The following is a 26,934-nucleotide window of genomic DNA, read 5'->3' on the forward strand; positions in this document are numbered from 1 at the left end:
GGCGACCCGACTTGACCCGCGATGCGGTCTGTCAATCACATCGCATCGCGGGTCAAGCCCGCTCCTACAGGATCAGACCGCCATCGGCGCCGTCATTGGCGCGTGGTGCTCGTAGCCTTCGAGGCTGAAGTCGCTCGGTTCGATCTTCTCTAGCCACTCTGGCTCGTACACGCCAGTCTTGGCGAATTCCGGCACGCGATCACTGATCACCAGCTTCGGCGCAGCCAGCGGCTCGCGCTTGAGCTGTTCGCCCAGCATGTCCAGGTGGTTTTCGTAGACATGCGCATCACCGATGAAATAGGTGAACCAACGCGGCGTGTAGCCGGTCAGGCGGCCCATCAGCGACAGCAGTGCGGCGCCTTCGGTGAGGTTGAACGGCGTGCCCAGGCCCAGGTCGTTGGAGCGGATGTAGAGGGTCAGGGAAATTTCCCTGGTCTCGACATTCGGGTGGAACTGGTACAGCAGGTGGCACGGCGGCAGGGCCATTTCGTCGAGCTGGGCGCAGTTCCAGCCGTGGAACAGGATGCGCCGGCTGCCCGGGTCGTTGTGGATGGTGTCGATGCACTGGCGGATCTGGTCGATGGCCTTGTACAGCACCACGAAGGCTTCGCCGTCTTCCTCGGCCTGGGCGATCTGCTGGAAGCCCTGGCTCTTGGCCAGTTCGATGGCCGCCGGGTTGCTCAGCGGGATGCGCTTGTAGGCCGGCCACTGGCGCCATTGCACGCCGTAGATCTCGCCGAGGTCGTCATGGCCCTGGCGAAACGGGTTGGCCAGCCACTGGGCGTTTTCGTTGGCGTTCTGATCCCAGACCTTGCAGCCCAGCTCACGGAACTCGCCGGCGTTCTTCACGCCACGCAGGAAGCCGACCATCTCGCCGATGGCCGACTTGAACGCCAGCTTGCGGGTGGTGATGGCCGGGAAGCCCTTCTGCAGGTCGAAGCGCAGCATGGCGCCAGGCAGGCTGATGGTGCGGATACCGGTACGGTTACCTTGAAGGGTGCCGTTTTCGATGACGTCGCGGACCAGATCTAGATACTGTTTCATGGCTTACCTGTAGCAAAGACGGCAGGGGATCGCCCTGCCGTGGAAATTCAAACGGCGGCCTTGACCGTGGGTTTGCGGTTGTAGGCCCACCAGATCAGGAAGATGCCACCGACAATCATCGGCACGCAGAGCAACTGACCCATGGTCAACCAGCCGAAGGCGATGTAGCCAAGCTGGGCATCGGGTACCCGCACGAACTCTACGATGAAACGGAAAATACCGTAGAACAGCGCGAACATGCCGGAAACGGCCATGGTCGGGCGCGGTTTGCGCGAGTACAGCCAAAGGATCAGGAATAATGCCACACCTTCCAGGGCGAACTGGTACAGCTGCGACGGGTGACGCGGCAACTGCGCCGGGTCGCTGAACGGCGGGAAGACCATCGCCCACGGCACATCAGTGGCCTTGCCCCACAACTCGGCGTTGATGAAGTTGCCGATACGCCCCGCACCAAGGCCGATCGGTACCAGTGGCGCAACGAAGTCCATCAGCTCGAAGAACGACTTGTTGTTGCGCTTGCCGAACCACAAGGCGGCGAGCATCACGCCGATAAAGCCGCCGTGGAACGACATGCCGCCCTTCCACACTTCGAGGATCAAGGTCGGGTTGGCCAGGTAGGCGTGCAGGTCATAAAACAGCACGTAGCCCAACCGCCCGCCGACAATTACGCCCATGGACAGCCAGAACACCAGGTCCGAGAGTTTTTCGCGGCTCCAGGTCGGGTCGAAGCGGTTCAGGCGACGCGAGGCCAGCAGCCAGGCGCCGCCGATGCCGACCAGGTACATCAGACCGTACCAATGGATTTTGATCCATTTCAGGTCAAGGGCTACTGGATCTATCTGCGGATAAGGCAGCATGGTGACTCCTCTCGTTAAAGCAAAAAGCTAAGACCGACGCAAAACAGCAGCGCGGCGAACAGCCGCTTGAGCAGGCGTGGCGACAGTTTATGTGCCAGGCGCGCGCCGAAGCGGGCGAAAAACATGCTGGTCAGGGCAATCCCCAGCAGCGCCGGCAGGTACACAAAACCCAGGCTATGGGCGGGCAGGTGCGGGTCGTGCCAGCCGAGCCAGATGAAACTCAGGGCGCTGGCCACCGCAATCGGAAAGCCGCAGGCCGACGAGGTTGCCACCGCCTGCTGCATCGGCAGGCTGCGCCAGGTCAGGAACGGCACGGTCAACGAACCGCCGCCAATGCCGAAGATCGCCGAGGCCCAGCCGATCACGCTGCCGGCGAGGGTCAGCCCGGGCTTGCCAGGGATGCCGCGGCTGGCCTTGGGCTTGAGGTCGAGGGCCATCTGCGCGGCGATCACCAGAGCGAACACGCCGATGATCTTTTGCAGCATTGGCCCCTGAATGGCCGAGGCGGTCTTGGCACCGATACCCGCACCGACCAGGATCCCCAGGGTCATCCAGACAAAGATCGGCCACTGCACCGCGCCCTTGCGGTGGTGCTCGCGGATGGCATTGACCGAGGTGAAGACAATGGTCGCCAGCGAGGTACCCACCGCCAGGTGGGTCAGCACCGACGCATCGAAGCCTTGCAGGGTGAAACTGAACACCAGCACCGGCACGATGATAATGCCGCCACCAACCCCAAACAGCCCGGCCAGCACGCCTGCGCAGGCGCCCAGCGCCAGATAGAGCACGAATTCCATTGTCGCCCCCGTAAATTCAGTCCGGCATGGTAACGGAAGGTAGGCCTGCGGCTCTAGTGAAGACACATTAAGTCGATGGATCGCGTCGGACGCTATCGGTAGAGTGGGCAAAAACACAGAGGTCCACCTATGTGTCTGATCGCCTTTGCCTGGCGGCCTGGGCATGCCCAGCCGCTGATCGTCGCGGCCAACCGTGATGAGTTCTACGCCCGCCCCAGCCGCGTACTGGGGGCCTGGGAAGATGCGCCCGGGGTTTACGCCGGGCGCGACCTGGAAGCCGGCGGCACCTGGCTGGGGGTCGGCCCCAACGGCCGCTTTGCCGCGCTGACCAATATCCGCGACCCGCAGCAACCCCAGGGCACGCGCTCGCGCGGCGAGCTGGTGGCGGCGTTTTTGCGCGGGGAGCTTGGGGTTGAGGCTTACCTGGATCAGGTGGCCAGCCGCAGCCAGCAATATTCGGGGTTCAACCTGCTGGTCGCCGACAGCACGCAACTGGGTTACCTGAATGCCCGGCAAGCCACGCCGCAGCTGCTGGGCGCCGGGGTTTACGGGTTGTCCAACGCCGGCCTGGATACGCCCTGGCCAAAGCTGGTCAAGGCGCGGGCGGGCTTGCAATTGCAACTGGCCGATCCACAGCCACAGCGCTTGCTGGAGTTACTTGGGGATAACCTGCCGGCGGCAGACAGCGAGCTGCCAGAGACCGGCGTCGGCCTGGGTACCGAGCGGTTATTGTCGAGCGTGTTCATTGCCAGCCAGAACTACGGGACCCGAGCCAGTACCGTGCTGATTGTCGAGGCCGATGGCCGACGGCAAATGGTGGAGCGCAGTTTTGGGCCGCTTGGCGGGCATCTGGGGGAGGTGTGTTTGCAGGTCTGACGCTATCGCTGGCAAGCCAGCGATGGGCTGCAAAGCAGCCCCAAAACCTCACAAAGGCTTGCCCACTCCTGGCCCGATCATCCGCGCAAGGCCCAGGTTCTTCAGGGCCAGCTGCAGCGAGCTGTGGATAACTTGCGGGTTGTCGATGCCCATGGCCTGGGCCAGCAGTTCCTTGGACTTGCTCATGCTGACCTGACGCAACATCCACTTCACCTTGGGCAGGTTGGTAGCGTTCATCGACAGGCTGTCGAAACCCATGGCCATCAGCAGCACCGCCGCCGCCGGGTCACCGGCCATCTCGCCGCAGATGCTCACCGGCTTACCTTCGGCGTGGGCATCGCGCACCACGTTCTGCAGGGCCTGGAGCACCGCCGGATGCAGGTAGTCATAGAGGTCGGCGACGCGCGGGTTGTTGCGGTCGACCGCCAGCAAATACTGGGTCAGGTCGTTTGAGCCGACCGAGAGGAAGTCCACCTGGCGCGCCAGCTCGCGGGTCTGGTACACCGCCGCAGGGATTTCGATCATCACCCCCACCGGCGGCATCGGCACGTCGGTGCCTTCGTCGCGCACTTCGCCCCAGGCCCGGTGGATCAGGTGCAGGGCTTCTTCGAGTTCGTGAATACCGGAAATCATCGGCAGCAGAATGCGCAGGTTGTTCAGGCCTTCACTGGCCTTGAGCATGGCGCGGGTCTGCACCAGGAAGATTTCCGGGTGGTCGAGGGTGACGCGAATACCGCGCCAGCCGAGGAACGGGTTGTCTTCCTTGATCGGGAAGTACGACAGCGCCTTGTCGCCGCCGATATCCAGGCTGCGCATGGTCACCGGCAGCGGGTGGAAGGCCGCCAGTTGCTCGCGATAGATCGCCAGCTGCTCCTTCTCACTGGGGAAGCGCTGGTTGATCATGAACGGCACTTCGGTGCGGTACAGGCCGACGCCTTCGGCGCCACGCTGCTGGGCGCGAGCGACATCGGCAAGCAGCCCGGTGTTGACCCACAGCGGCATGCGGTGGCCATCGAGGGTCACGCAAGGCAGTTCGCGCAGGGCGTCAAGGCCCTGGGCCAGCTGGCGTTCTTCTTCAACGACTTCGGCGTACTGCTTGCGCAGCACTTCGCTGGGGTTGGTGTAGACCTCGCCCTTGTAGCCATCGACGATCATGTCGATGCCGTCGACCTTGGAATACGGCAGGTCGACCAGGCCCATGACGGTCGGAATGCCCATGGCCCGGGCCAGGATGGCAACGTGGGAGTTGCCCGAGCCCAGTACCGAGACCAGGCCGACGAGTTTGCCTTCCGGCACTTCGCCGAGCATCGCCGGGGTGAGTTCTTCGCTGATGAGAATGGTGTTGTCGGGATAGACCAACGACAGCTGACGGGCCTCCTGCAGGTAGGCCAGCAGTCGCCGGCCCAGATCCTTCACGTCCGAAGCCCTCTCGCGCAGGTAGGCGTCGTCCATCAGTTCGAAGCGATTGACGTGCTCGCCGACCACCTGGCGCAGCGCGCCCTGGGCCCATTGGCCGGTCTTGATCACCTGCACCACTTCACCGCCCAGGGCCGCGTCTTCGAGCATCATCAGGTAGACGTCGAACAGCGCGCGCTCTTCCGGGCGCAACTGGGTGGCGAGTTTGGCGGAGAGGTTGCGCATGTCTTCGCGCACCCCTTCCAGGGCGTTGTTGAACAGTTTCAGTTCGGCGTCGATGTCATCAACGGTCTTGTCCGGCACCACATCGAGGTCGGCCGGTGGCAACATGACCACCGCCTTGCCCACCGCAGCGCCGGGTGAACCGGGCACACCGACGAACTTGGCCTCCTGGATACCCTTGCCCTGACGGCCCAGGCCACGGATCGAACCGGTGGCCTCGGCATGGGCGATAACCCCGGCCAGCTGCGCGCTCATGGTCACCAGGAAGGCTTCTTCGCCCTCGTCGAACTGGCGCCGCTCCTTTTGCTGGATGACCAACACCCCGACCACGCGACGGTGGTGGATGATCGGCGCACCGAGAAAGGAAGCAAAGCGCTCCTCGCCGGTTTCAGCAAAGTAGCGATAACGCGGGTGGTCGGCGGCGTTTTCCAGGTTCAGCGGCTCTTCGCGCGTGCCGACCAGGCCCACCAGGCCCTCGTTGGGGGCCATGCTGACCTTGCCGATCGAGCGCTTGTTCAGGCCCTCGGTGGCCATCAGCACGAAGCGGTTGGTCTCGGGGTCGAGCAGGTAGACGGAGCAGACCTGACTGCCCATGGCCTCTTTTACGCGCAACACAATGATCCCCAACGCCGTCTTGAGATCCTTGGCGGAGTTAACTTCCTGGACGATCTTGCGCAGCGTATTGAGCATGGCTCGGGGTCGAACTCCGTCGTCAGTCGCGCGCCAGCAGGCGCGGGGCAAGCTCTTTGAGAGCGCGGCGGTAAACCTCGCGCTTGAATGTCACCACCTGGCCCAGCGGATACCAATAGCTGACCCAGCGCCAGCCGTCGAACTCCGGTTTACCGGTCAAGTCCATCCGCACCCGTTGCTCGTTGGAGACCAGGCGCAGCAGGAACCATTTCTGTTTCTGGCCGATGCACAGCGGTTGGCTGTGGGTACGGACCAGGCGTTGGGGTAAACGATAACGCAACCAGCCGCGGGTGCAGGCAAGAATTTCAACATCATCTCGCTCCAGCCCCACTTCTTCGTTCAGCTCGCGGTACAGGGCATCTTCCGGCGTTTCCTCGGGGTTGATACCTCCCTGGGGAAACTGCCAGGCATCCTGGTTGATCCGTCGAGCCCATAGCACCTGCCCAAGATCATTCGTCAGAATGATCCCGACATTGGGGCGAAAACCATCGGGGTCGATCACGGCAGCAACCTCGCAAACGCATGTCACGGCATTGTTCCACAAAGGTCACAAGGCCAGCAACGCGCCTGTTTACCTTATGTGCACCGATGTGAAAAGTCCGTATTCTGTGGGACTTTTCAGATGTTATGCGAGTGACTTAAATGCGCCTGGCTTTATTCGATCTGGACAACACGCTCCTTGGTGGCGACAGCGACCACGCCTGGGGTGACTACCTGTGCGAACGCGGCATTCTCGACCCGGTCGAGTACCAGAACCGCAACGACGCCTTCTATCAGGACTATCTGGCCGGCAAGCTGGACCTGAACGCCTACCTGAACTTCAGCCTGGAAATCCTCGCGACCACGGAAATGGCGCAACTCGACGAATGGCATCGCGACTTCATGCGCGACTGCGTCGAGCCGATCATCCTGCCCAAGGCCCTGGCCCTGCTGAAAAAGCACCAGGATGCCGGCGACAAACTGGTGATCATCACCGCCACCAACCGTTTCATCACCGGCCCGATCGCCAAGCGCCTGGGCGTACAGACCCTGCTGGCGACCGAATGCGAAATGCTCGACGGCCGTTTCAGCGGGCGCAGTACCGATATACCCTGCTTCCGTGAAGGCAAAGTGACGCGTCTGAACCGCTGGTTGCTGGAAAACGGCTACAGCCTGGACGACAGCTACTTCTACAGCGACTCGATGAACGACCTGCCGCTGCTGGAGAAGGTGGCCAACCCGGTCGCCGTCGATCCGGACCCGAACCTGCGCGCCGAAGCTGAAAAGCGCGGTTGGCCGGTGATCAGCCTGCGCGATTGATCGCCGCTATGGGAGCGACTGCTCGCTCCCACCGAAGCCCGCATGATCAGACCGGCTTGGCACCCATCAGCCCGGCGATGGCGATAAAACAGACACCGCTGAACACCGCCAGCGCCAGGGTGAATTTCGGGTTGCCCACAGTCGGCGCCGTGCGCAGGCGGTTGACCCGCGCCAGCAGCCAGAACCAGCTGAACGCTGCGAAGGTGTAGATCACGCTGGACCCCAGCACCCAGGTCTGGCCCAGCGGCCAGCCGATCAGGTGCACCAGCCACCAGCCGGTAAAGGGCATGCTCACCAGGCAGATGCCCATCAACAGCCAGACAAACACCAGCGGCCGGGCCATCAGCCGGGTGTGGGCACTGGCATCGCCCTTGCGGCGCGCGATAAAGGTCCAGATCGCCAGCCCCAGGGCGCTGCCCAGCAGCAACACGGTGGCCAGGATGTGGGCGATTTTCAGGGTAGTCAGCAGTTCCATTTCTTATTTCTTCCTCAGGCGTTGCCCAACAGCGTAGACGCTCAGCCCAGGAACAGCCGGTACGCCGGGTTATCGGTTTCGTCCCAGTACGGGTAGCCAATCTTGGCCAGCGCCGCCGGCACCAGGTGGCGCTCATCATCCGGTACCTGCAGGCCGGCGACCACGCGACCATCGGCCGCGCCATGGTTGCGATAGTGGAACATCGAGATGTTCCAGCGCCCGCCGAGCTTGTTGAGGAAGTTGAACAGCGCCCCCGGACGCTCCGGGAACTCGAAACGCAGCACCAGCTCGTCGCTGACCCGCGCCGCATGGCCGCCGACCATGTGGCGGATATGCAGCTTGGCCAGCTCGTTGTCGGTCAGGTCGAGCACCGGGAAGCCTTGCTCGGTCAGGCTCTGGATCAGCGCGCTACGCGGGTCGGTATCCGGATGGGTCTGCACGCCGACAAAGATGTGTGCTTCGCCGTCGGCATGGTAGCGGTAGTTGAATTCGGTGATCTGGCGCTTGCCCACCGCCTCGCAGAAGGCCTTGAAGCTGCCCGGCTGCTCGGGGATGGTCACGGCGATGATGGCTTCGCGGCCCTCGCCCAGCTCGGCGCGCTCGGCAACATGGCGCAGGCGGTCGAAGTTGACGTTGGCGCCGGAGTCGATGGCCACCAGGGTCTGGCCGGCCACGCCATTGAGTTCGACGTACTTCTTGATCCCGGCAACGCCCAAGGCGCCGGCAGGTTCGGTGATCGAGCGGGTATCGTCGTAGATATCCTTGATGGCTGCGCAGATCTCGTCGGTACTGACGGTAATCACCGCGTCGACGTAGTCCTTGCAGATGTCGAAGGTGTGCTGGCCGATCTGCGCCACCGCCACGCCATCGGCAAACAGTCCGACCTGCGGCAATACCACGCGTTCACCCGCAGCCATGGCGGCCTGCAGGCAGTTGGAGTCGTCCGGCTCGACGCCGATCACTTTGATTTCCGGGCGCAGGTACTTCACGTAGGCGGCGATGCCGGCAATCAGGCCGCCACCACCAACCGGGACGAAGATCGCGTCCAGTTGCCCCGGGTGCTGACGAAGGATTTCCATGGCCACGGTGCCCTGCCCGGCAATGGTGTGCGGATCGTCATAGGGGTGGATGTAGACATAGCCCTTCTCGTCCACCAGCTTCAGCGAATAAGCCAGCGCTTCCGGGAACGAGTCACCGTGCAGCACCACCTTGCCGCCGCGCGAACGCACGCCTTCGATCTTGATCTCGGGGGTGGTCTTGGGCATCACGATGGTAGCCTTGATCCCCAACTCACGGGCCGCCAGGGCCACGCCCTGGGCATGGTTGCCAGCCGATGCGGTGACTACGCCACGGGCCAGTTCCTCAGCACTGAGCTGGGCCAGCTTGTTATAGGCACCGCGAATCTTGAACGAGAACACCGGCTGCAAGTCTTCACGCTTGAGCAGGATGTTGTTGCCCAGACGCTTGCTCAGCTGGCCGGCGGTCTGCAACGGAGTTTCGACGGCGACGTCGTAAACGCGCGAGGTGAGGATCTTCTTGACGTACTGTTCGAGCATCGGGAAAGCATCACTGAGCGGTTGGGCGGGGTTTGCGAGTCTACCCCAGCGCCCTGTCGGGCGACCACAGCAAGGCAGGGGTTTTAGCCGCTATACTACGCGCCTTCACGATACTCCTCCCCGCTTCGGAGCCCGCATGACCCAGGACCAACTCAAACAGGCTGTCGCCCAGGCCGCTGTCGATTTCATTCTGCCCAAGCTCGACGACAAGAGCATCGTCGGCGTCGGCACCGGCTCGACCGCCAACTGCTTCATTGATGCCCTGGCCAAGCACAAGACCGCCTTCGACGGCGCGGTCGCCAGCTCCGAAGCAACCGCGGCACGCCTGAAGGGTCATGGCATTCCAGTGTATGAGCTGAACACTGTCAGCGACCTGGAGTTCTACGTCGACGGCGCCGACGAAAGCGACGAGCACCTGAACCTGATCAAGGGTGGTGGCGCGGCCCTGACCCGCGAGAAGATCGTTGCCGCCGTGGCCAAGACCTTCATCTGCATCGCCGACGCCAGCAAGCTGGTACCGGTGCTGGGCGCCTTCCCGCTGCCGGTCGAAGTCATCCCCATGGCCCGCAGCCATGTGGCCCGCCAGCTGGTCAAGCTTGGCGGCGACCCGGTGTACCGCGAGGGTGTGCTGACCGATAACGGCAACATCATTCTCGATGTGCACAACCTGCAGATCACCAACCCGGTCGAGCTGGAAAGCCAGATCAACGCGATTGTCGGCGTGGTCACCAACGGCCTGTTCGCGGCGCGCCCGGCGGATCTGCTGTTGCTGGGGACTTCGGAAGGGGTCAAGAGCCTCAAGGCCTGATAGCATCGCGGGGCAAGCCCGCTCCTACAATGTAGGAGCGGGCTTGCCCCGCGATAATGCCTACTCGGCCGGCTTCTTGAACACGTAAAACAGGTTCGGCTCGCTGACCAGGTAAATGGTCCCGGCATCGTCCATGGCGATGCCTTCGGCCTGCGGCACACTCTTGTTCAAGCCCTGAAAACCCTTGCGCAGCGACAAGGTGCTCAACGGCTTGCCCTGCACATCCAGCTCCAGCACCAGTTGCGACTCATCCGACAGCGCCAGCAAGTGGCCGCTGCGCTCATCGAACTGCAAGCTCGACAGATCCCGCACAAACAACCGCGAATCACGCTTCTGGTCCTGTACCACATGCACCGCATACGGCTGCTCGGGGTTGTCGTGGGGGAAGCCATGCACCTCGTAGATCAGCATCGGGTCGCGCTCCTTGGCGACGAACAGACGCTTGCCGGCCGAGTCGTAGGCCAGGCCCTCAAAGCCTTTGTTGCCATTGAGGCCAATGCCCAGGGTCAGCTGTTCGGCATCCTTGGCGTCGAGAAACGGCGTGTTGTCGGTCAGGCGCACGCGAATCAGGCGCTGCTCGCGCTCATCGGTAATCACGTAGCTGTTGGCGCCGACGTACTCCACCGCCTCCGGATCACCAAAGCCGGTCAACGGCACGCGCCTCAGGATACGCCCGTCCAGCGACAGCTCGATCAGCTCGGAACGCTTGTTGGTCACGGTGAACAGGCTGTTGCGGTCAGGGTCGAAGGTCAGCGCCGAGATATCGTCGTCCAGGCCTTCGATGGGTTGCGCCTCAAGCACCACCTGGTATTGATCCAGGCCGATGCTCTGCTCGAACGGCTGCCACCAGGTCTTGAGGTTGAACCAGCCGCGCTCGAACAAACGGTATTGCTGCCCGGCAACGGCGACCAGGAGCAAGGCGAGCAGGCTCGCAACCAGGAAAATCAGCGGCAGGCGGATGTAGCGACGCATTCAGGTGGACTCTTTGGGTGACAGCCTGAATCTTCCCACACTCAACTGAAGCGAAACTTAAATCCTGACGTAGGAAAAGTCTGAAATCACGGCTTTTTGAAACGATAGAACAAGTCCGGCTCACTGACGATGTACAGCGTGCCGTGTTCGTCCATCGCCACGCCTTCGGCGCGCGGAATTCGCTTCTTCAGGCCGTTGAAGCCGCCCAGCAGGGTCATGAAGCTGACCTGCTCGCCCTTCTCGTCCAGCTCCAGGAGCATGTTGGAGTCAGCCGACAGCACCAGCAGATGCCCGGTGCGCGGGTCGACACCCAGCGCCGAGAGGTTGCGCAGGTCCAGTTCGTCGCTTGGCAGCGGCTGCTTGTCGCCGGTCAGCGGGCTGTGGCCGTCGCTTTTCCAGGTGAACAATGCCGGCGGCCGCTCTTCGCCGAGGATGATGCGCTGCTGCAGAGGGTCCCAGGCCACGGCTTCGAAGGCCTTGTTCTGGTTTGCCGAGGGGCCGAGGTCGTATTGGGGGAAATCGGCGATGTTCAGCGACTTGGTGTCGGCAGCAAGGGTGACGATGGTCATCTTGTGATCGCGCTCGTCGACGATCGCCAGGCGCCCGCCTTCAAGCACGGCCACGCCCTCGGGGTTGCTCCAGCCCACCAGGGGCATCTTGCGCAGCACATCGCCTTCAAGGGTCAGTTCGACCAGAAAGGGATTCTTGCCCATGACCGCGAACAGAGTTTTGCTCACCGGGTTGTAGGACAGGTCTGAAGCTTCATCGTCCTCCATGCCCGGCAATACCTTGGCATCGATATCGACCTGGTAGTCCGGCAACCAGATGCTCGCCTGTTGCTCGCTCTGACTTTCGAAACGCTCCTGCAACCAGAGCAGGCCACGGTCATCCCAATGCATGGCGATCGCCACGCCATAGCCGATGATCGCCGCGGCCACCAGCCAGGTGGACCAGCGCAGGGCCAGGCCACGCTTGCGCGCAGGCGGCAGGGAATTGCTCGAAGGAAGAGGAGTGGCCATGGATTTGTGCTCTTTTTGCCAGTTGATAACACCGTACCGGCACATTTCGCAGAGCCAGGTCCGCAAGCATTATCCGGATCGATTGTGAAAAAAATGGCAAAAGCCGACGGGCAGTATGGCAGCCAGTATTTCTGGCTGCCACGTCGGTGGTTCAGAGCACCTGGCTTTCGAAACGGCTGACGCCTGGCAGTTCGAGCACCAGTTGGTCGCCGGGGTTGAGCGGGCCGACGCCAACCGGGGTACCGGTGAGAATCACGTCGCCGGCCAGCAGCGAGAATTGCGTGGCCATGTGCTGGATCATCGGCACGATCGGGTTGAGCATCAGCGCGCTGTTGCCGTCCTGGCGCACCTCACCGTTGAGGGTCAGGCGGATGCCGATGTCAGTCAGGTCTTCAAAGGCACCGACCGGCACGAACGGCGGCAGTACGCAGGCGCCATCGAAGCACTTGGAGCGCTCCCACGGCAGGCCCTTCTCTTTGAGTTGCGCCTGCAGGTCGCGCAGGGTCAGGTCCAGGGCCGGGGCAAAGCCGGAGATGGCGTCGAGCACTTCTTCTTCGGTGGGGCTGGTGGACAGCGACTTGCCGAGCAACACGGCAATTTCCGTCTCGTAGTGCACCGAGCCACGCTCGGTCGGGATCTTGAAGCCGCTGTCCAGCGGCACCACGCAACTGCCTGGCTTGATGAACAGCAGCGGCTCACTCGGGATCGGGTTATCCAGCTCTTTGGCGTGCTCTGCATAGTTGCGCCCGATGCACACCACCTTGCCCAGCGGAAAGTGAATACGCGTGCCGTCTACATACTGGTGCTGATAGCTCATTACGACTCCTGGCGCTATTGGATGCTCTTGTGCCTGTGGCTTACTCGACCGCGAAGATCTTGCCCGGGTTCATGATCCCGTTAGGATCGAACGCCGCCTTCACTGCTTTCATGTATTCGATTTCGACCGGCGAACGGCTGTAGGTCAAGTAGTCGCGCTTGGTCATGCCGACGCCATGCTCGGCAGAGATCGAGCCGTTGTACTTCTCGACGGTCTCGAACACCCACTTGTTGACCGTCGCGCACTTGGCAAAGAACTCGTCCTTGCTCAGGTTGTCGGGCTTGAGGATGTTCAGGTGCAGGTTGCCGTCGCCGATGTGGCCGTACCAGACCACTTCGAAGTCCGGGTAGTTATCGGCGACGATCGCGTCGATATCCTTGAGAAACGCCGGTACTTTCGACACGGTCACGGAAATGTCGTTCTTATACGGGGTCCAGTGCGAGATGGTCTCGGAGATGTACTCGCGCAACTTCCACAGGTTCTGCAGTTGCTGCTCGCTCTGGCTCATGACGCCGTCGAGCACCCAGCCCTGCTCGACGCAGTGCTCGAAAGTGGCCAGGGCATCATTGGCCACCTCTTCGTTGCTGGCTTCGAACTCCAGCAAGACATAGAACGGGCAGTCGGTTTCGAACGGTGCCGGCACGTCGCCACGGCCCATGATCTTGGCCAGGGCCTTGTCGGAAAAGAACTCGAAGGCTGTCAGGTCGAGCTTGGCGCGAAACGCGTGCAGCACCGGCATGATCGAGTCGAAATCCGGGGTACCGAGGACCATCGCCGTGAGGTTGTTCGGCGCCCGATCCAGGCGCATGGTCGCCTCGACCACAAAGCCCAGGGTGCCCTCGGCGCCGATGAACAGCTGGCGCAGGTCGTAGCCGGTGGCGTTCTTGATCAGGTCCTTGTTCAGCTCGAGCAGGTCGCCCTTGCCGGTGACAACCTTGAGGCCGGCCACCCAGTTGCGGGTCATGCCGTAGCGAATAACCTTGATCCCGCCGGCATTGGTGCCGATATTGCCGCCAATCTGGCTGGAACCTGCCGAGGCAAAGTCCACTGGGTAGTAGAGGCTCTTGTCTTCGGCAAAATCCTGTAGCTGCTGGGTAACCACCCCCGGCTGACAGACCACCGAGCGGTCGAACTCGTTGAAATCGAGAATCTGGTTCATGTAGTCGAACGCCACGACCACCTCGCCATTGGCCGCCACCGCTGCAGCTGATAGCCCGGTGCGACCGCCCGACGGCACCAGGGCGACCTTGTGCCGGTTGGCCCAGCGCACGATGGCCTGGACCTGGTCGATGCTCTTGGGGAAGACGATGGCCGAGGGCGCGGGGGCGAAGTGCTTGGTCCAGTCCTTGCCGTAAGCCTCAAGGGAGGCGGCATCGGTCAGCACCTTGCCGGGCTCTACCAGGGTCATCAGCTCATCAATCAGCGCAGAATCGGTCATCGATAGAACTCTCGAACTATTCATAGTCACCCTGAGCACTCTTCACGTCCCAGGGATGGGCGTATCGGGGGGTACTCATGCTAGCATACGCCCCCCGCTGATCGTGCTTCAGGCCGATGCTGCGAGAGCTTCACTTCCCTGCCATTTTTCTCCGGGACACAGGTTTACGCAGATGAGCAAGACTTCTCTCGATAAGAGCAAGATCAAGTTCCTTCTTCTCGAAGGCGTCCACCAATCCGCCGTGGACGTCCTCAAGGCCGCCGGGTATACCAGCATCGAGTACCTCACCGGTTCTCTGCCCGACGCTGAGTTGAAAGAAAAGATCGCTGATGCCCATTTCATCGGCATCCGCTCGCGCACTCAACTGACCGAAGAGGTTTTCGACTGCGCCAAGAAACTGGTCGCTGTCGGCTGTTTCTGCATCGGTACCAACCAGGTTGACCTGAACGCCGCTCGTGAGCGCGGTATCGCCGTGTTCAACGCGCCGTACTCCAACACCCGCTCGGTGGCCGAGCTGGTGCTGGCCGAAGCGATCTTGCTGCTGCGCGGCATCCCCGAGAAAAACGCTTCCTGCCACCGTGGCGGCTGGATCAAGAGCGCGGCCAACTCCTTCGAGATCCGCGGCAAGAAGCTGGGCATCGTCGGCTACGGCTCGATCGGCACGCAACTGTCGGTCCTGGCCGAAAGCCTGGGCATGCAGGTGTTCTTCTTCGACCCGCTGACCAAGCTGCCACTGGGCAACGCGACCCAGGTCACCAGCCTCAACGAACTGCTGGGCCTGGCCGACATCGTCTCGCTGCACGTGCCTGAGCTGCCATCCACCCAGTGGATGATCGGCGAGAAAGAAATCCGCGCGATGAAGAAGGGCTCGATCCTGATCAACGCCGCCCGCGGTACCGTGGTCGAACTGGATCACCTGGCTGCGGCGATCAAGGACAAGCACCTGATTGGCGCCGCCATCGACGTGTTCCCGGTCGAGCCGCGCTCCAACGACGAGCAATTCGAAAGCCCGCTGCGTGGCCTGGACAACGTGATCCTGACCCCGCACATCGGCGGTTCCACCGCTGAAGCCCAGGCCAACATTGGTCTGGAAGTGGCCGAAAAGCTGGTCAAGTACAGCGACAACGGTACTTCCGTGTCGTCGGTCAACTTCCCTGAAGTGGCCCTGCCGGCGCACCCGGGCAAACACCGCCTGCTGCACATCCACGAAAACATCCCGGGTGTACTCAGCGAAATCAACAAAGTGTTCGCCGAAAACGGGATCAACATCTCCGGTCAGTTCCTGCAGACCAACGAGAAAGTCGGTTACGTGGTGATCGACGTTGACGCCGAGTACTCGGACCTGGCGCAAGAAAAACTGCAACAGATCAAGGGCACCATCCGTTCCCGCGTTCTGTTCTAAGTTTTCCGTGCGACAAAAAAGGGAGGCCGTGATGGCCTCCCTTTTTTATGCCCGCCTTACTTGACGGTAACGGTGATCTTCTTCGACTCGACGCTTGGCTTGAACGGCACGTGGAACTTGTCGCCCAGCACCAGTTGCAGGGTGTGCTTGCCCGGGGTCAGGGTCAGTTTTACTTCAGTCTGTGCCTTGCCGAAGTGCAGCACTTGCGGGCCCGCCGCCAGCGGCGCGTTGTTTTCCGGCAGCAGGCTGGTTGGCAGTACCTGGTCGGCTGCAGGTTCTTGATCGACGTCCACCAGCAAGTGGTGGTGGCCGCTATGCGGGGTCTGATCACCCGCCGGCTTGAGCTCCATGCCCTCGATGCCGAATTTGACGGTGAAGGTCTGGTCGACCGTGGCGCCATCGGCCGGGGAAACGATGAAGACCTTGGCGGCTTTTGGCGGCTCCTGGCTTTTCAGGCCATCGGCGGCAGCGGCAAAGGCCGAGACCCCCATCAGCAATCCGGCGACGGCTGCACGCGAAAATAGGCTTTTCATTCACTTCTCCTGTGTTTTACTTCAATAACCCTTGCCACTGAACGAACGGCAACGGTGGATTACCATAGTCCAAATGCGTCAAAACATGTTTAACAACGGTGACAGAAAAATTTCGCCGCCCGTTAAACATCCTCCACCTGACGTGGTCTTAAGTTGTGTTCGACCGTGACAACACCAGAAAGTCGCGGCGACTCGATTTCACTGCCAAGCATTCAAGGGGCTTAAATGCGTTTTGCCATTGGGGTACTACTTGCCACCCTGCTCAGCCCATGGGCACAGGCCGAGCTGATCGACGACGTCAACGACCGCGGTGAACTGCGCATTGCCGTAGAAGCCAACATGGCGCCGTTCAATTTCAAGGAAAACGACAAGCTGAGCGGCTTCGAAGTCGAGCTTGGACAGTTGCTGGCCAACGAACTGGATGTGCGCGCCGAGTTTGTCGTGGTTGAAGCCAAAGACCTGCTGCAAGGCGTTGAAAGCGGCAGCTACGACATCGCCATCAACCACATCGCCGCTACCCCTGAGCTCAAGGAGCGCCTGGATTTCAGCGAGCCCTACGCGTATTCCAGTGCCCAACTGATCGTGCGCAAGGAAGAAAAGCGCCCGCTGGGTTCCCTCCAGGCCCTCAAGGGCCATAGCCTGGGCGTGGTCCAGGGCAGCCAGTTCGCCGAACAGGCGCGGGTGGTCGAAGGCGTGGACCTGCGCAGCTACGCGGATGCCATGCAGCCGATCAAAGACGTGGCCAGCGACCAGATCGATGCCGCCATCAGCGACCGTTTGCTGGTGCCCTATGCCATCCGCGACAGCCAGCAAGCGGTGAGCAAGGGGGCCACCGTTGGCCCGATCCTGACCCTGGCGATTCCGTTTCAGAAGGGAAACCCGGCGTTCCAGAGCGCTGTGGACAACGCCCTGCAGCGAATCAAGGCCGATGGCCGCTTGAGCGAGCTGTCGCAGAAGTGGTTCGGGATGGATGCGAGCAAGCCGCCGAAGTAACAAAAGCTTCGCGGGGCAAGCCCGCTCCCACCGGGCCCGGTAGGAGCGGGCTTGCCCCGCGATGGTGTTAAAGCTGTTTCAAGGCTTGCTCTGCCGCCTCAAGCTCCAGCTCACTGAACACCTGCACCCCTTCCCGGCGCAGTAACGCCACAGTCACCCCTTCGCCGGTGACTTTGGTGCCACTGAAGGTACCGTCATAAGTCAGCAGATTGCCACACGAAGGACTGCCTGACTTGAGCACCGCGATACGGATGCCATGCCGCCGCACCAGCTCCAGCGCCCGCTGCGCACCGGCCAGAAATTGCACACTGACATCCTCGCCCGTGACGGTCAGTACCTGCGTGTCACCTTCGAGCACCGCTGCGCCCTGGCCACCGAGGATCTCCGCCGGTGGCCGTGGCGTTGGCAAGCCGCCGGCCACTTCAGGGCACAAAGGCACGATGCGCCCCTGGTTTTGCCACTGCTGGAGCAAATCCGGATGGCCGCTGGCGCGTCCGTCATAGCGCACCGGCTGGCCGAGCAGGCAGGCACTGACCAGGACCTTGTGCATCTCAGAACGGCTCGTTGCCACGGCGGCGGAACCAGCCGGTCAACGACAGGCGGTCGCGATGGGCCGGCAGCACCTCATGGGGGACTTCGCCGGAAAGGAATATCACCAGGCAACCGCCAATCGGCGGCACGTCGTGCTCGACATCACCCTTGAGGGTCATGCGTAGCTGGCCGCCATGTTCGGGCTGCCAGCCTTCATTGAGGTAGATCACCGCCGAAACCATGCGCCGGTCGTCGTCGCGAAAGCGGTCAAGATGTTTGCGATAAAAGGCGCCCGGCGGATACAGGGCGAAGTGGCACTCGAAGTCCTCAAGACCGAGGAACAGCCCGCGATTGAGGGCCAGGCGCAGGCTGTCCATCAGTGCCAGGTAGTGGTCGCAAGGCTCGGCCTGGCCGGGCTCCAGCCACTGGATGCGGTCGCCGCGGATGCCCTCGCGGACCTCCTGGGCAACGCCCCGACCCACGGCTGCCGGTTCCAGCTCGCCCTCGGCGGCGCGTTTGCGGCACTCGGCCGCCAGCGCCAGGGTCAGAGGCTCTGGAAGAAAGGTATCTTGCTGCGACCAGCCACGGGTGGCCAGGTCGTCGACGATGCGCAACAGCAGGGGGTCATCAGGGGATATGTGCATGTCGCGCATAGTATCGATCTGCTGCGAAATCCGACAGCGCCACTTGGCCGAGAGTATGCAATGGCTTCTCGACAAAGCCCCGCCATGGCAAGGACAATAGCGCCCTGCCGACAGGAGTCCTGAATGCGCCGTTTGTTTTTACTGCTGATGATGATCTGCACCACGCCTGTCTGGGCAGACAGCCTCGACCAACTCTACAAGGTCGCCGGCTGGCCCGAGCAGCGCGCCCACTTTACCGATGCCCTCGATGCCGCCCAGCAGCGCTATCGCAACAGCCTGCCGCCTGCGGTTTACCAGGCGCTGGTCAATAACAGCAATCAGCGCTTCCAGGCCCAGGCCGTGGATAAACGCGCCGAGGCCCAATTGCGCGCCAATCTCAGCGATCCAGCGCCGGCCCTGGCGTTCTTCCAGTCGCCGCTGGGGCGCAAGATCGTCGCCGCCGAACTGCTCGCCACCCGTCGCGACCAGCTGGCCAAGAATGCCAAGGGCCTGCCCAAGGTCCAGGCCAGCGACAACCGCCTGCTGATCATCGGCCACCTGGCCCAGGCCCTGCCGGCCCGTGAAGCCGGTGCCGAAGTGAGCCTGGCGATTGCCGGGGTCGCCGCCGACAGCCTTAGCCAGATGATCCCCGGCCTGCTCGGTGGCGGCCAGGCCCAGGGCCTGCTCGACGGCCAGCGCCAGCGTTTGATGGAGCAGATCGGCAGCGAGCTGAACAACACCTTGCTGTACGTCTATCGCGACCTGTCCGACGCCGAGCTTGAAGAGTTCGCCACCTTTGCCGAATCCGCTGAAGGCAAGGCTTACTACAAGGCGGCCCTGGCGGCGATCCGCGCCGGCCTTGCGGTGGGCCAGGAAACCTCGCAGCTGAAGTGATCAGCCCAGGCGCTGGTCGATGAACTCGAAATAGCGCGCGCGAATCGCCGGCAGCTCGTTGGCCAGGTGATGCCGCGCTTCGGGGATCATCAGGATCCGCGGCGCGGCGAACTTCTCCCCCAGCACCTTGAGGTTGTACGGCCAGTCGACGGTCATGTCGCATTCGCCCTGGATGATCAGCGGCTGGCGCGGGCTGAGCGGCGCCGCCTCGATACGCTTGACCCAATCGAGCAGCGCCCCGACCCAGGCCGTCGGCAGGCGCCTTGGCTGCAGCGGATCGGCCAGCAGGAACGGCAAGAAGGTCGGGTCGTTGCTGTTCTCGCTAAAGCGCCGTTCGATGCCGTTGACGAACGGCTTGAGCACCCGGTAGCTGAACTTCGACCAGCGCCAGGCCCGTGGCCGTACCAGCGGCGCCAGCAGGATCACCTCGCCCTGGGCCGGGCTCTGGGCGCCGTGATGCAGCAGATGGTCGACGACGATGGCGCCACCGGTGCTCTGCCCGAACAGGTGCCAGGGCTGCGGCAACTCAAGGCTGCGGGCCTGCTCGAACAACGCATGCAGCACCTGCTGGTAGGCGCTGAAATCATCGATGCTGGCCCGCTCGCCGCTGGACAGCCCGTGCCCCGGCAGGTCGCAGGAAATCACCGCATAGTGCTGGTCCAGCGCCCAGTCGATGACATGCCGGTACAGGCCCATGTGATCGTAAAAGCCATGCAGCAGAATCAGCGTTGCCACTGGCGCTGCCGGCAGCCACACCTGGCCGACCACCTCGAAACCTGCGGCGTCGAAGCGCCCGAGCCAGCTCTGCGGGGCCTCTTCGCGGGCGGGCAGATCCAGCCCGTAGAAGCGCTGATAGACCTGGCCCTGCGTCGACAGCGGCTGCCGCGCCGCCAGGGAGGTCAGGCTGGCACGTAGGGAGTCGGGCTGAAATGACGCGGGCATAAAAGAATTCCAGACACAAAAGCGGGTTATTGACCTGTGATATTCATCTGTCGCCGCCGGCATGGCAAGCTAAGCGACTTTTTTCGGACACTGCCGACATGCCCCGCTCGCCCCTGCGTACCCTGCTTGGCCTGTTGCTCGCCGCCCTCTGCGGCGCCGGCCTGTGGTGGGCCTACGACAGTTTTCAGAGCCGCTACCTGCGCACCTTCGACAACCAGACCGCGCTGTTCTCCGGCGACCGCCTGCAACTGCCGGCGGGCATTGCCGGCCCCGGCCCGATCCGCCTGGTGCACTTCTGGGACCCGGCCTGCCCGTGCAACGTCGGCAACCAGCAGCACCTGGGCGAGCTGATCGAGCACTTCGCCCCCCAAGGCGTGGAGTTCTACGTGGTGCAAAAACCCGGCACCCGCGGCCAACTGCCTGCCACCCTCAGTGCGCTCAAACCGCTGGGCGAGCTGCCCGGCGCCGAACACCTGCCGGCCACCCCCGGCGTGGCGATCTGGGACCGTAACGGCCAACTGGCCTACTTCGGCCCCTACAGCGAAGGCGCCACCTGCAACTCCAGCAACAGCTTCATCGAGCCGATCCTGCTCGCCCTGAGCCAGGGCCGCGCCGTCAGCGCCACGCACACCATGGCGGTGGGCTGCTACTGCCCCTGGCAGCCCTAGCGCACCCGCGCAGGGTTGCCCACCACGGTGGCACCCGCCGGCACATCGCGGGTGACCACGCTGCCGGCGCCGATCACCGCGTTGTCGCCCACCGTCACCCCCGGCAGGATGATCGCGCCGCCGCCGATCCACACATTGCTGCCGATCTTCACCGGCCGCCCGCTTTCCAGGCCGCTGCGGCGTAGCGCCGGGTCCAGCGGGTGGTCGGCGGTGTAGATCTGCACCGCCGGGCCGATCTGGCAGTCATCGCCGATGCTTACCGGGGTGACGTCGAGGATCACGCAGTTGAAGTTCATGAACACATTGGCGCCGACACTGATGTTGTAGCCGTAGTCGCAATAGAACGGTGGGCGAATCACCGCGCCGTCACCGACCTTGCCGAAATGCTCGACCAGCAAACCATGGCGCTGCTCATTGAGCAGCTCGGCGCTGTTGTTGTAGCGCTGCATCCAGTGCTTGTTGGCGATCTGTTCGGCCTGCAGCTGCGGGCAGCTGGCGTGATAGAGCTGGCCGCTGAGCATCTTCTGCTTTTCACTGAGACTCATCTTCCCTCCTTTGGGGCTATCCTCTGTCCGACTTTACCTCGATGATCGGACCACACGATCCGCTAAAAAGCACAAGGAGTCACGATGAAGCGCAGCCTGACCTTCCTCGCCGTGGTCATCGCCGCGGCCGCCGGCGGCGGTTACTGGTACGTGCACGGCAAGCTGCCGCAACGCCAGGGCGAGGTTACCCTGAGCAGCCTGCAGGCACCGGTCAATGTGCGCTACGACGCCCGCGGCGTGCCACATATCCAGGCGCAGAACGAGGCCGACCTGTACCGTGCCCTGGGCTATGTGCATGCCCAGGATCGCCTGTTCCAGATGGAGATCATCCGCCGCCTGGCCCGTGGCGAGCTGGCCGAGATCCTTGGCAGCAAACTGGTCGCTACCGACACCCTGTTCCGCAGCCTGCGCATTCGCGAGCAGGCCGAGCTTTACGTCGAACGCCAGGACAAAACCTCGCCCGCCTGGCTGGCCCTGCAGGCCTACCTTGAGGGCGTCAACGCCTGGCAGGACAGCCATCCCAAGCCGATGGAGTTCGACGTGCTGGGCATCTCGCCACGGCCCTTTACCGCCCAGGACACCATCAGCATCGCCGGCTACATGGCCTACAGCTTTGCCGCAGCGTTCCGCACCGAGCCTGCGCTGACCTATATCCGTGACCAGCTGGGCGCCGACTACCTGAAGATCTTCGACCTCGACTGGAACCCGCAAGGCGCCCTGGCCAGCACGCCAGCCCTGGCCGCCAGCGACTGGCAAAGCCTGCAGCAGCTTGCGCAGCTCAGCCAGCAAGCCCTGGGCGATGCCGGCATTCCCCAATACGAAGGCAGCAATGCCTGGGCCATTGCCGGCAGCCGCACGCGCAGCGGCAAGCCGCTGCTGGCCGGCGACCCGCATATCAGTTTCGCCGTGCCATCGGTGTGGTACGAGGCGGAACTGAGCGCGCCCGGCTTCAACCTCTACGGCTATCACCAGGCGCTGAACCCCTTCGCATCACTCGGGCACAATCGCGACTTCGGCTGGAGCCTGACCATGTTCCAGAACGATGACGTCGACCTGATCGCCGAACAGGTCAACCCCGACAACCCCGAACAGGTCAAGGTCAACGGTCAGTGGCAAACCCTGAGCCAGACCCACGAACAGATCGCGGTGAAGAACGAGGCGCCGGTGGACATCACCCTGCGCCGCTCGCCCCATGGGCCGATCGTCAACACGGTACTGGGCGACATGGCGGGCCCGACGCCGATTGCCGTGTGGTGGGCGTTCCTGGAGACCGAGAACCCGATCCTCGATGGCTTCTACCAGGTCAACCGTGCCGACACCCTCGACAAGATGCGCGCCGCGGCGGCGAAGATCCAGGCACCCGGGCTCAACCTGATCTGGGCCAACGCCCGTGGCGATATCGGCTGGTGGGCGGCGGCGCAGTTGCCGATTCGCCCTGCCGGAGTCAACCCGGGCTTCATTCTCGATGGCAGTACGGCGCAGGCCGACAAGCTCGGTTTTTATCCTTTCAGCGCCAACCCGCAGGCGCAGAACCCGGCCAGCGGCTACATCGTCTCGGCCAACTTCCAGCCGCCAGCGAACATACCGGTGCCGGGCTATTACAACCTGGCCGACCGTGGCCAGCGCCTGAACCAGCACCTGGCCGACCCGCAGATCAAGTGGGACCAGCAAAACAGCCAGGCGCTGCAACTGGACACCGCCACCGATTACGGCCCGCGCACCCTGGCGCCGCTACTGGCAGTGCTGCGCGAAGTGGCCGAGGGCGATCAGGAGAAGGAACTGGTCGAGCAACTGGCGGCGTGGAATGGTGACTATCCGGTGGACTCGGTCAGTGCCACGCTGTTCAACCAGTTCCTCTACGAACTGGCCTACGCGGCGCTGCACGACGAGCTGGGCGACACCTGGTTCCAGACCCTGATCAGCACCCGCGCCATCGACGCCGCATTGCCGCGCCTGGCGGCCGACGTCGCTTCACCCTGGTGGGGCAAACAGGGTAGCAGCGAGCAAGGCGATCGCACCGCAGCGGTGAAGCAGGCCTGGGGCAACACCCTGGCGCACCTGCGCGAGACCTTCGGCAACGACCCGGCCGGCTGGCAATGGGGCAAGGCACACACCCTGACCCACAACCACCCATTGGGGCTGCAGAAGCCGCTCAACCTGTTGTTCAACGTCGGCCCGTTCGCCGCGCCGGGCAGCCATGAAGTGCCCAACAACCTGTCGGCGAAAATCGGCCCGGCGCCATGGCCGGTGACCTATGGGCCGTCGACCCGGCGCCTGATCGACTTTGCCGATGCCGGCCAGGCACTGACCATCAACCCGGTCGGGCAAAGCGGGGTGTTGTTTGACCGCCACTATGGCGATCAGGCCAAGGACTATATCGAGGGCCGCTATCAGAAGGCGCAGATGGGGGTGATTCCGGCGCAGAGCACCTTGAAGCTGGTGCCTTGAAAGCTTCGCGGGGCAAGTCAGGTCGCCGTACCGCCGCTCCTACCGACACTGATGGGAGCGGCGGTGCGGCGACCCGACTTGCCCCGCGATTGATCAGCCCTGCCAGTTACCGCCTTCGACAATCACGCTCTCAGGCTTGGTGTCATCGCTCAGTTCCTTGCGCACATACTGGTCATACAGCTTGAGCAGGTACTTCTGCTCGCCCAGGCGCGCCAGTTCGGCGTTGACCCAGTCGCGCAGCTCGATGTTGCCCTTCTTCACCGCCGGTGCAATCGGCGCTTCCTCACCGAGTTTTTCTTCCAGCACGCGGTAGCCCGGGTTCTGTTTCGACCAGCTGAACAGGATCAGGTTGTCCTGGGCATAGGCATCACCACGACCACTGGCCAGGGCCTGCAGCGACTCGGTGTTCTTCTCGAACTTGAGCAGCTTCCAGTCCGGATGGTTCTTGGTCAGCCAGATATCAGCGGTGGTGCCGGTGGTGACGATGGTGGTCTTGTCGGCCAGGTCATCGAGTTTTTTCACGCTGCTGCCTTCCGGCACCAGGGCCTGCACGGCCACCCGCAGGTTGGGGTTGGTGAACTCCACCGCTTCCTTGCGCTCCGGGGTCACGGTCATGTTGGCCAGGATCAGGTCGACCTTGTCGCTTTGCAGAAACGGAATACGGCTGGCAGGCTCGACCGCCACGAACTCGACCTTGTTCTCGTCGCCGAGCAGGTCCTTGGCAAACTGGCGGCCGATGTCGGTATCAAAACCGACATAGCGCCCGGCCTCATCGACAAAGCCGAATGGCGGCTTGTCGGTGAAGACGCCGACGATCAGCTTGTCGCGGGCCTTGATGGTTTCCAGGTAGCTGGTGGCTGGGGCGGCGCCAGCGGCGGCCGGCTTGCCCGGTTCTTCAGCCTTGTTGCAGCCGGCCAGCAAGGCCAGGCCGAGTAGGGACAACAGCAGTTTCGACGTCTTGGCAGTTTTCATGACAATTCCTTTGCGGGTGTTTTGGGCAGGCTTTCAACAAAGGAGAATTTCTCCAGGAACTGCTGCGCGCGTGCGCTCTGCGGGTTCGTAAAGAAGCTCTCGGGGTCGCGCTGTTCAAGGATCCTGCCGGCCTCCATGAACACGATGCGGTCGGCCACCGCGCGGGCGAAGGCCATTTCATGGGTGACGATGAGCAGGGTCATGCCGTCGCGCGCCAGGCCCTGGATTACCTGCAGCACTTCCTTGACCATTTCCGGGTCGAGCGCCGCGGTGACTTCATCGAACAGCATCACTTGCGGGTTCATGCACAGCGAGCGGACGATGGCGATGCGTTGCTGCTGGCCCCCGGAAAGCTGGCGCGGGAAGGCGTCGCGCTTGTCCAGCAGGCCAACCCGGGCCAGCAGGGCTTCGGCCTGGGCCTGGGCCTCGCGGCGCTCGCGCTTTTGCACCTTGAGCGGGCCGAGCAGCAGGTTGTCGATCACGCTCATGTGGCCGAACAGGTGATAACTCTGGAACACCATGCCGACCTGCTGGCGCACCTGGCGCCAGTCGGTGCCAGGCGTCAGCAGCTCTTCACCGGCCAGGCGCAGGCTGCCGCTGTGGGCGCTTTCCAGGCCATTGAGGCAACGCAGCAAAGTGCTCTTGCCGCAGCCGCTGGGGCCGAGGATCACCACCACTTCACCGCTGCGCACCTGCAGGTCGACGTGGTCGAGCACCTGCTGCTCGCCGAAGAATTTATTGAAGCCCTTGAACTCGATCAGTGCGCTCATGCGTGTGTCCAGCGACGCTCCAGCGCACGCGAGGCGGCTGACAGCGGGTAGCAAATGAAGAAGAAGAACAGGAACAGCGCGCCGTAGATCAGCACCGACTCGTAGGTGCGTTCGATGATCTGCTGGCCGACCTTGATCACATCGACCACGCCGATCAGCACGGCCAGCGAGCTGGTCTTGATGATCCGCGTGTAGATGTTGATGGTCGGCGGGGTCATGCGCTTGAGCGCCTGGGGCAGCAGCACGTAGCCATACAGCTGCGCGCCGGACAGGCCGATCGACAGCCCCGCTTCACGCTGCCCGCGCGGCAACGACTGCAGCGCCCCGCGCACCACCTCGCCGACTTCGCTGGCGCCCCACAACGACAGCACCAGCACCGCACACCAGAAGCTTGGGATGCTCACGGCAAAGAAAATCGGCAGGCCGAAGAACAGCAGGTACAACCAGACCAGCACCGGAATCGCCCGAAACAGCTCCAGGTAGATGCGCAGCAGCAGGTTCACACTGCGTTTGCCCAAGGTCGCCAGCACGCCGTAGAGCACGCCGCCGAGGGTGGCAAAGAGGATGCTCAGCGCCGAAATCGCCAGTGTTTGCGCAGCGCCCTTGCCCAGTTGCGGCAAAGACACCAGCAACAACTCAAGACCCGAACTGGCCATGTTGCAGCCTCCGTTCCAGGCGGCTGAGCAGCAGCGACAAAGGCAGGAACAACAGCACGCAGATCAGCGTCAGCACCGCGAGCATCTCGTAAGTCTTGTAGTACAGGGCGATGTAGCTCTTGGTGGTGTAGAGGATCTCTGGCACCGCCACCGCCGACACCACGGTGGTTTCCTTGAGCAAAAAGATGAAGTTGGCGAACAGCGCCGGCAGGCTGAGGATCCCCGCCTGCGGCAGGATCACATGGCGCAGCAGCTGGCTTTCCGACAGGCCGATCGAGCGGCCGGACTCCAGTTGCGCCACCGGCACCGCCTCGACGCCGGCGCGCAGCACCTCGGTGAGGTAGGCGCCGCCGAGGAAGGTCATGGTGATGATCGCCGCGGCGAACCCGGAAATCTTCAGGCCCAGCTCCGGCAAGGCGAAATAAACGAAGAACAGCTGGATCAGCAGCGGCGTGTTGCGCGCCAGCTCCACGTAGAGTTTGACCAGGCGCTGCAGGTACGGCGTGCGGTAAACCAGAATCGCGGCGTTGACCAGCGCCACCAGCAGCGAAGTACCGATGGCGATCAGGCCGACTTGCAGTGTGACGCCCACCGCCTTGAGAAAGGCTGGCAATGTGCTAAGGATAAAGGCGAAGTCGAAGCTCATGGAGTGAGCCTCGGCAGACGATGAC

Annotated in this window: 28 protein-coding genes; 8 read left to right on the top strand and 20 right to left on the bottom strand. The window is 62.9% G+C overall.

Annotated features, from left to right (window positions below; genetic code table 11):
• Positions 1–72: 72 nt before the first annotated feature.
• From BLR26_RS02145 to BLR26_RS02155, 3 genes are read right to left on the bottom strand one after another with little or no spacing between them, the layout of a single operon-like run.
• Positions 73–1,044: a thymidylate synthase gene (locus BLR26_RS02145; protein ID WP_045201834.1), complete on the bottom strand. Its 972-nt coding sequence runs from the start codon at positions 1,042–1,044 to the stop codon at positions 73–75.
• A gap of 47 nt (positions 1,045–1,091) precedes the next feature.
• On the bottom strand, positions 1,092–1,901 hold the full coding sequence (gene lgt / locus BLR26_RS02150; RefSeq protein WP_045201832.1) for a prolipoprotein diacylglyceryl transferase: 810 nt from the start codon (positions 1,899–1,901) through the stop codon (positions 1,092–1,094).
• Between the two features lie 14 nt (positions 1,902–1,915).
• The gene (locus BLR26_RS02155; protein WP_045201826.1) at positions 1,916–2,698 is read right to left on the bottom strand and encodes a sulfite exporter TauE/SafE family protein; all 783 of its coding nucleotides are present in this window, start codon (positions 2,696–2,698) and stop codon (positions 1,916–1,918) included.
• Positions 2,699–2,827: 129 nt separating this feature from the next.
• Here BLR26_RS02155 and BLR26_RS02160 point away from each other — a divergent pair, with 129 nt between their 5' ends.
• Positions 2,828–3,574, top strand: a complete 747-nt coding sequence (locus BLR26_RS02160; RefSeq protein ID WP_093377334.1) for an NRDE family protein — start codon at positions 2,828–2,830, stop codon at positions 3,572–3,574.
• A gap of 48 nt (positions 3,575–3,622) precedes the next feature.
• Here the strand turns inward: BLR26_RS02160 and ptsP are convergent, their stop codons facing one another.
• Together ptsP and BLR26_RS02170 are read right to left on the bottom strand one after the other, a co-directional pair.
• Positions 3,623–5,902, bottom strand: a complete 2,280-nt coding sequence (gene ptsP, locus BLR26_RS02165; RefSeq protein WP_045201822.1) for a phosphoenolpyruvate--protein phosphotransferase — start codon at positions 5,900–5,902, stop codon at positions 3,623–3,625.
• Positions 5,903–5,924: 22 nt separating this feature from the next.
• The gene (locus BLR26_RS02170; RefSeq protein ID WP_010222140.1) at positions 5,925–6,404 is read right to left on the bottom strand and encodes an RNA pyrophosphohydrolase; all 480 of its coding nucleotides are present in this window, start codon (positions 6,402–6,404) and stop codon (positions 5,925–5,927) included.
• 140 nt (positions 6,405–6,544) lie between these two features.
• Between BLR26_RS02170 and BLR26_RS02175 the strand changes: the two genes are divergently transcribed.
• Entirely contained in the window at positions 6,545–7,201 is a 657-nt protein-coding gene (locus BLR26_RS02175; protein WP_045201820.1) for a histidinol-phosphatase, read from the top strand.
• Between the two features lie 46 nt (positions 7,202–7,247).
• Here BLR26_RS02175 and BLR26_RS02180 read toward each other — a convergent pair whose 3' ends face one another.
• Positions 7,248–7,676, bottom strand: coding sequence for a DUF2269 family protein (locus BLR26_RS02180; protein ID WP_093377338.1), 429 nt, complete (start codon positions 7,674–7,676; stop codon positions 7,248–7,250).
• A 41-nt stretch (positions 7,677–7,717) separates the two neighbouring features.
• Complete coding sequence (ilvA, locus tag BLR26_RS02185) at positions 7,718–9,232, bottom strand: threonine ammonia-lyase, biosynthetic (RefSeq protein WP_045201818.1); 1,515 nt, start codon at positions 9,230–9,232, stop codon at positions 7,718–7,720.
• A gap of 136 nt (positions 9,233–9,368) precedes the next feature.
• On the opposite strand from ilvA, the gene rpiA reads away from it, so the two are divergent.
• On the top strand, positions 9,369–10,040 hold the full coding sequence (rpiA, locus tag BLR26_RS02190; protein ID WP_010222132.1) for a ribose-5-phosphate isomerase RpiA: 672 nt from the start codon (positions 9,369–9,371) through the stop codon (positions 10,038–10,040).
• Positions 10,041–10,100: 60 nt separating this feature from the next.
• On the opposite strand, the gene BLR26_RS02195 is transcribed toward rpiA, so the two are convergent.
• From BLR26_RS02195 to BLR26_RS02210, 4 genes are all read right to left on the bottom strand, one after another.
• Entirely contained in the window at positions 10,101–11,012 is a 912-nt protein-coding gene (locus tag BLR26_RS02195; RefSeq protein ID WP_093377341.1) for an SdiA-regulated domain-containing protein, read from the bottom strand.
• 86 nt (positions 11,013–11,098) lie between these two features.
• Entirely contained in the window at positions 11,099–12,031 is a 933-nt protein-coding gene (locus BLR26_RS02200) for an SdiA-regulated domain-containing protein (protein ID WP_093377345.1), read from the bottom strand.
• 151 nt (positions 12,032–12,182) lie between these two features.
• Positions 12,183–12,848, bottom strand: a complete 666-nt coding sequence (locus BLR26_RS02205; RefSeq protein ID WP_045201812.1) for a fumarylacetoacetate hydrolase family protein — start codon at positions 12,846–12,848, stop codon at positions 12,183–12,185.
• A gap of 40 nt (positions 12,849–12,888) precedes the next feature.
• Positions 12,889–14,286 carry an FAD-binding oxidoreductase gene (locus BLR26_RS02210; RefSeq protein WP_093377348.1) on the bottom strand — a complete coding sequence of 466 codons (1,398 nt, stop codon included), beginning with the start codon at positions 14,284–14,286 and terminating at the stop codon, positions 12,889–12,891.
• A 172-nt stretch (positions 14,287–14,458) separates the two neighbouring features.
• On the opposite strand from BLR26_RS02210, the gene serA reads away from it, so the two are divergent.
• Positions 14,459–15,688 (top strand): phosphoglycerate dehydrogenase, encoded by a 1,230-nt coding sequence (gene serA / locus BLR26_RS02215; protein ID WP_045201808.1) that lies wholly within the window; start codon positions 14,459–14,461, stop codon positions 15,686–15,688.
• 56 nt (positions 15,689–15,744) lie between these two features.
• On the opposite strand, the gene BLR26_RS02220 is transcribed toward serA, so the two are convergent.
• Positions 15,745–16,221 carry a DUF4399 domain-containing protein gene (locus BLR26_RS02220; protein WP_045201806.1) on the bottom strand — a complete coding sequence of 159 codons (477 nt, stop codon included), beginning with the start codon at positions 16,219–16,221 and terminating at the stop codon, positions 15,745–15,747.
• A 225-nt stretch (positions 16,222–16,446) separates the two neighbouring features.
• Between BLR26_RS02220 and BLR26_RS02225 the strand changes: the two genes are divergently transcribed.
• Positions 16,447–17,214, top strand: coding sequence for a transporter substrate-binding domain-containing protein (locus BLR26_RS02225; RefSeq protein ID WP_045201800.1), 768 nt, complete (start codon positions 16,447–16,449; stop codon positions 17,212–17,214).
• Between the two features lie 67 nt (positions 17,215–17,281).
• Here the strand turns inward: BLR26_RS02225 and BLR26_RS02230 are convergent, their stop codons facing one another.
• Complete coding sequence (locus BLR26_RS02230) at positions 17,282–17,764, bottom strand: 2-thiouracil desulfurase family protein (RefSeq protein WP_093377352.1); 483 nt, start codon at positions 17,762–17,764, stop codon at positions 17,282–17,284.
• Position 17,765: 1 nt separating this feature from the next.
• Positions 17,766–18,398: a 2OG-Fe(II) oxygenase gene (locus BLR26_RS02235; protein ID WP_045201793.1), complete on the bottom strand. Its 633-nt coding sequence runs from the start codon at positions 18,396–18,398 to the stop codon at positions 17,766–17,768.
• Positions 18,399–18,512: 114 nt separating this feature from the next.
• Here BLR26_RS02235 and BLR26_RS02240 point away from each other — a divergent pair, with 114 nt between their 5' ends.
• Positions 18,513–19,262 (top strand): DUF2059 domain-containing protein, encoded by a 750-nt coding sequence (locus BLR26_RS02240; protein WP_045201792.1) that lies wholly within the window; start codon positions 18,513–18,515, stop codon positions 19,260–19,262.
• Here the strand turns inward: BLR26_RS02240 and BLR26_RS02245 are convergent, their stop codons facing one another.
• On the bottom strand, positions 19,263–20,204 hold the full coding sequence (locus BLR26_RS02245; protein ID WP_093377357.1) for a phospholipase BipL: 942 nt from the start codon (positions 20,202–20,204) through the stop codon (positions 19,263–19,265).
• 98 nt (positions 20,205–20,302) lie between these two features.
• Between BLR26_RS02245 and BLR26_RS02250 the strand changes: the two genes are divergently transcribed.
• Complete coding sequence (locus BLR26_RS02250; protein WP_093377366.1) at positions 20,303–20,872, top strand: DUF6436 domain-containing protein; 570 nt, start codon at positions 20,303–20,305, stop codon at positions 20,870–20,872.
• Here the strand turns inward: BLR26_RS02250 and BLR26_RS02255 are convergent.
• Positions 20,869–21,417, bottom strand: coding sequence for a sugar O-acetyltransferase (locus BLR26_RS02255; protein ID WP_093377375.1), 549 nt, complete (start codon positions 21,415–21,417; stop codon positions 20,869–20,871). The two genes, BLR26_RS02250 and BLR26_RS02255, sit on opposite strands and share 4 nt — an antisense overlap.
• A gap of 84 nt (positions 21,418–21,501) precedes the next feature.
• On the opposite strand from BLR26_RS02255, the gene BLR26_RS02260 reads away from it, so the two are divergent.
• The gene (locus BLR26_RS02260; protein WP_093377379.1) at positions 21,502–23,865 is read left to right on the top strand and encodes a penicillin acylase family protein; all 2,364 of its coding nucleotides are present in this window, start codon (positions 21,502–21,504) and stop codon (positions 23,863–23,865) included.
• A gap of 93 nt (positions 23,866–23,958) precedes the next feature.
• On the opposite strand, the gene BLR26_RS02265 is transcribed toward BLR26_RS02260, so the two are convergent.
• The 4 genes from BLR26_RS02265 to BLR26_RS02280 are packed head-to-tail and all read right to left on the bottom strand — an operon-like array spanning position 23,959 to position 26,909.
• On the bottom strand, positions 23,959–24,837 hold the full coding sequence (locus BLR26_RS02265) for a transporter substrate-binding domain-containing protein (protein ID WP_045201781.1): 879 nt from the start codon (positions 24,835–24,837) through the stop codon (positions 23,959–23,961).
• Positions 24,834–25,607: an amino acid ABC transporter ATP-binding protein gene (locus BLR26_RS02270; RefSeq protein WP_045201779.1), complete on the bottom strand. Its 774-nt coding sequence runs from the start codon at positions 25,605–25,607 to the stop codon at positions 24,834–24,836. The genes BLR26_RS02265 and BLR26_RS02270 overlap by 4 nt, the downstream gene beginning before the upstream one ends.
• On the bottom strand, positions 25,604–26,263 hold the full coding sequence (locus tag BLR26_RS02275; protein ID WP_093377382.1) for an amino acid ABC transporter permease: 660 nt from the start codon (positions 26,261–26,263) through the stop codon (positions 25,604–25,606). Before BLR26_RS02275 ends, BLR26_RS02270 begins: the two co-directional genes overlap by 4 nt.
• Complete coding sequence (locus tag BLR26_RS02280) at positions 26,244–26,909, bottom strand: amino acid ABC transporter permease (protein ID WP_093377386.1); 666 nt, start codon at positions 26,907–26,909, stop codon at positions 26,244–26,246. Before BLR26_RS02280 ends, BLR26_RS02275 begins: the two co-directional genes overlap by 20 nt.
• Positions 26,910–26,934: the final 25 nt, after the last annotated feature.

It is taken from the genome of Pseudomonas sp. UC 17F4 (assembly GCF_900101695.1).
In the GTDB taxonomy this organism is placed as follows: Bacteria; Pseudomonadota; Gammaproteobacteria; order Pseudomonadales; family Pseudomonadaceae; genus Aquipseudomonas.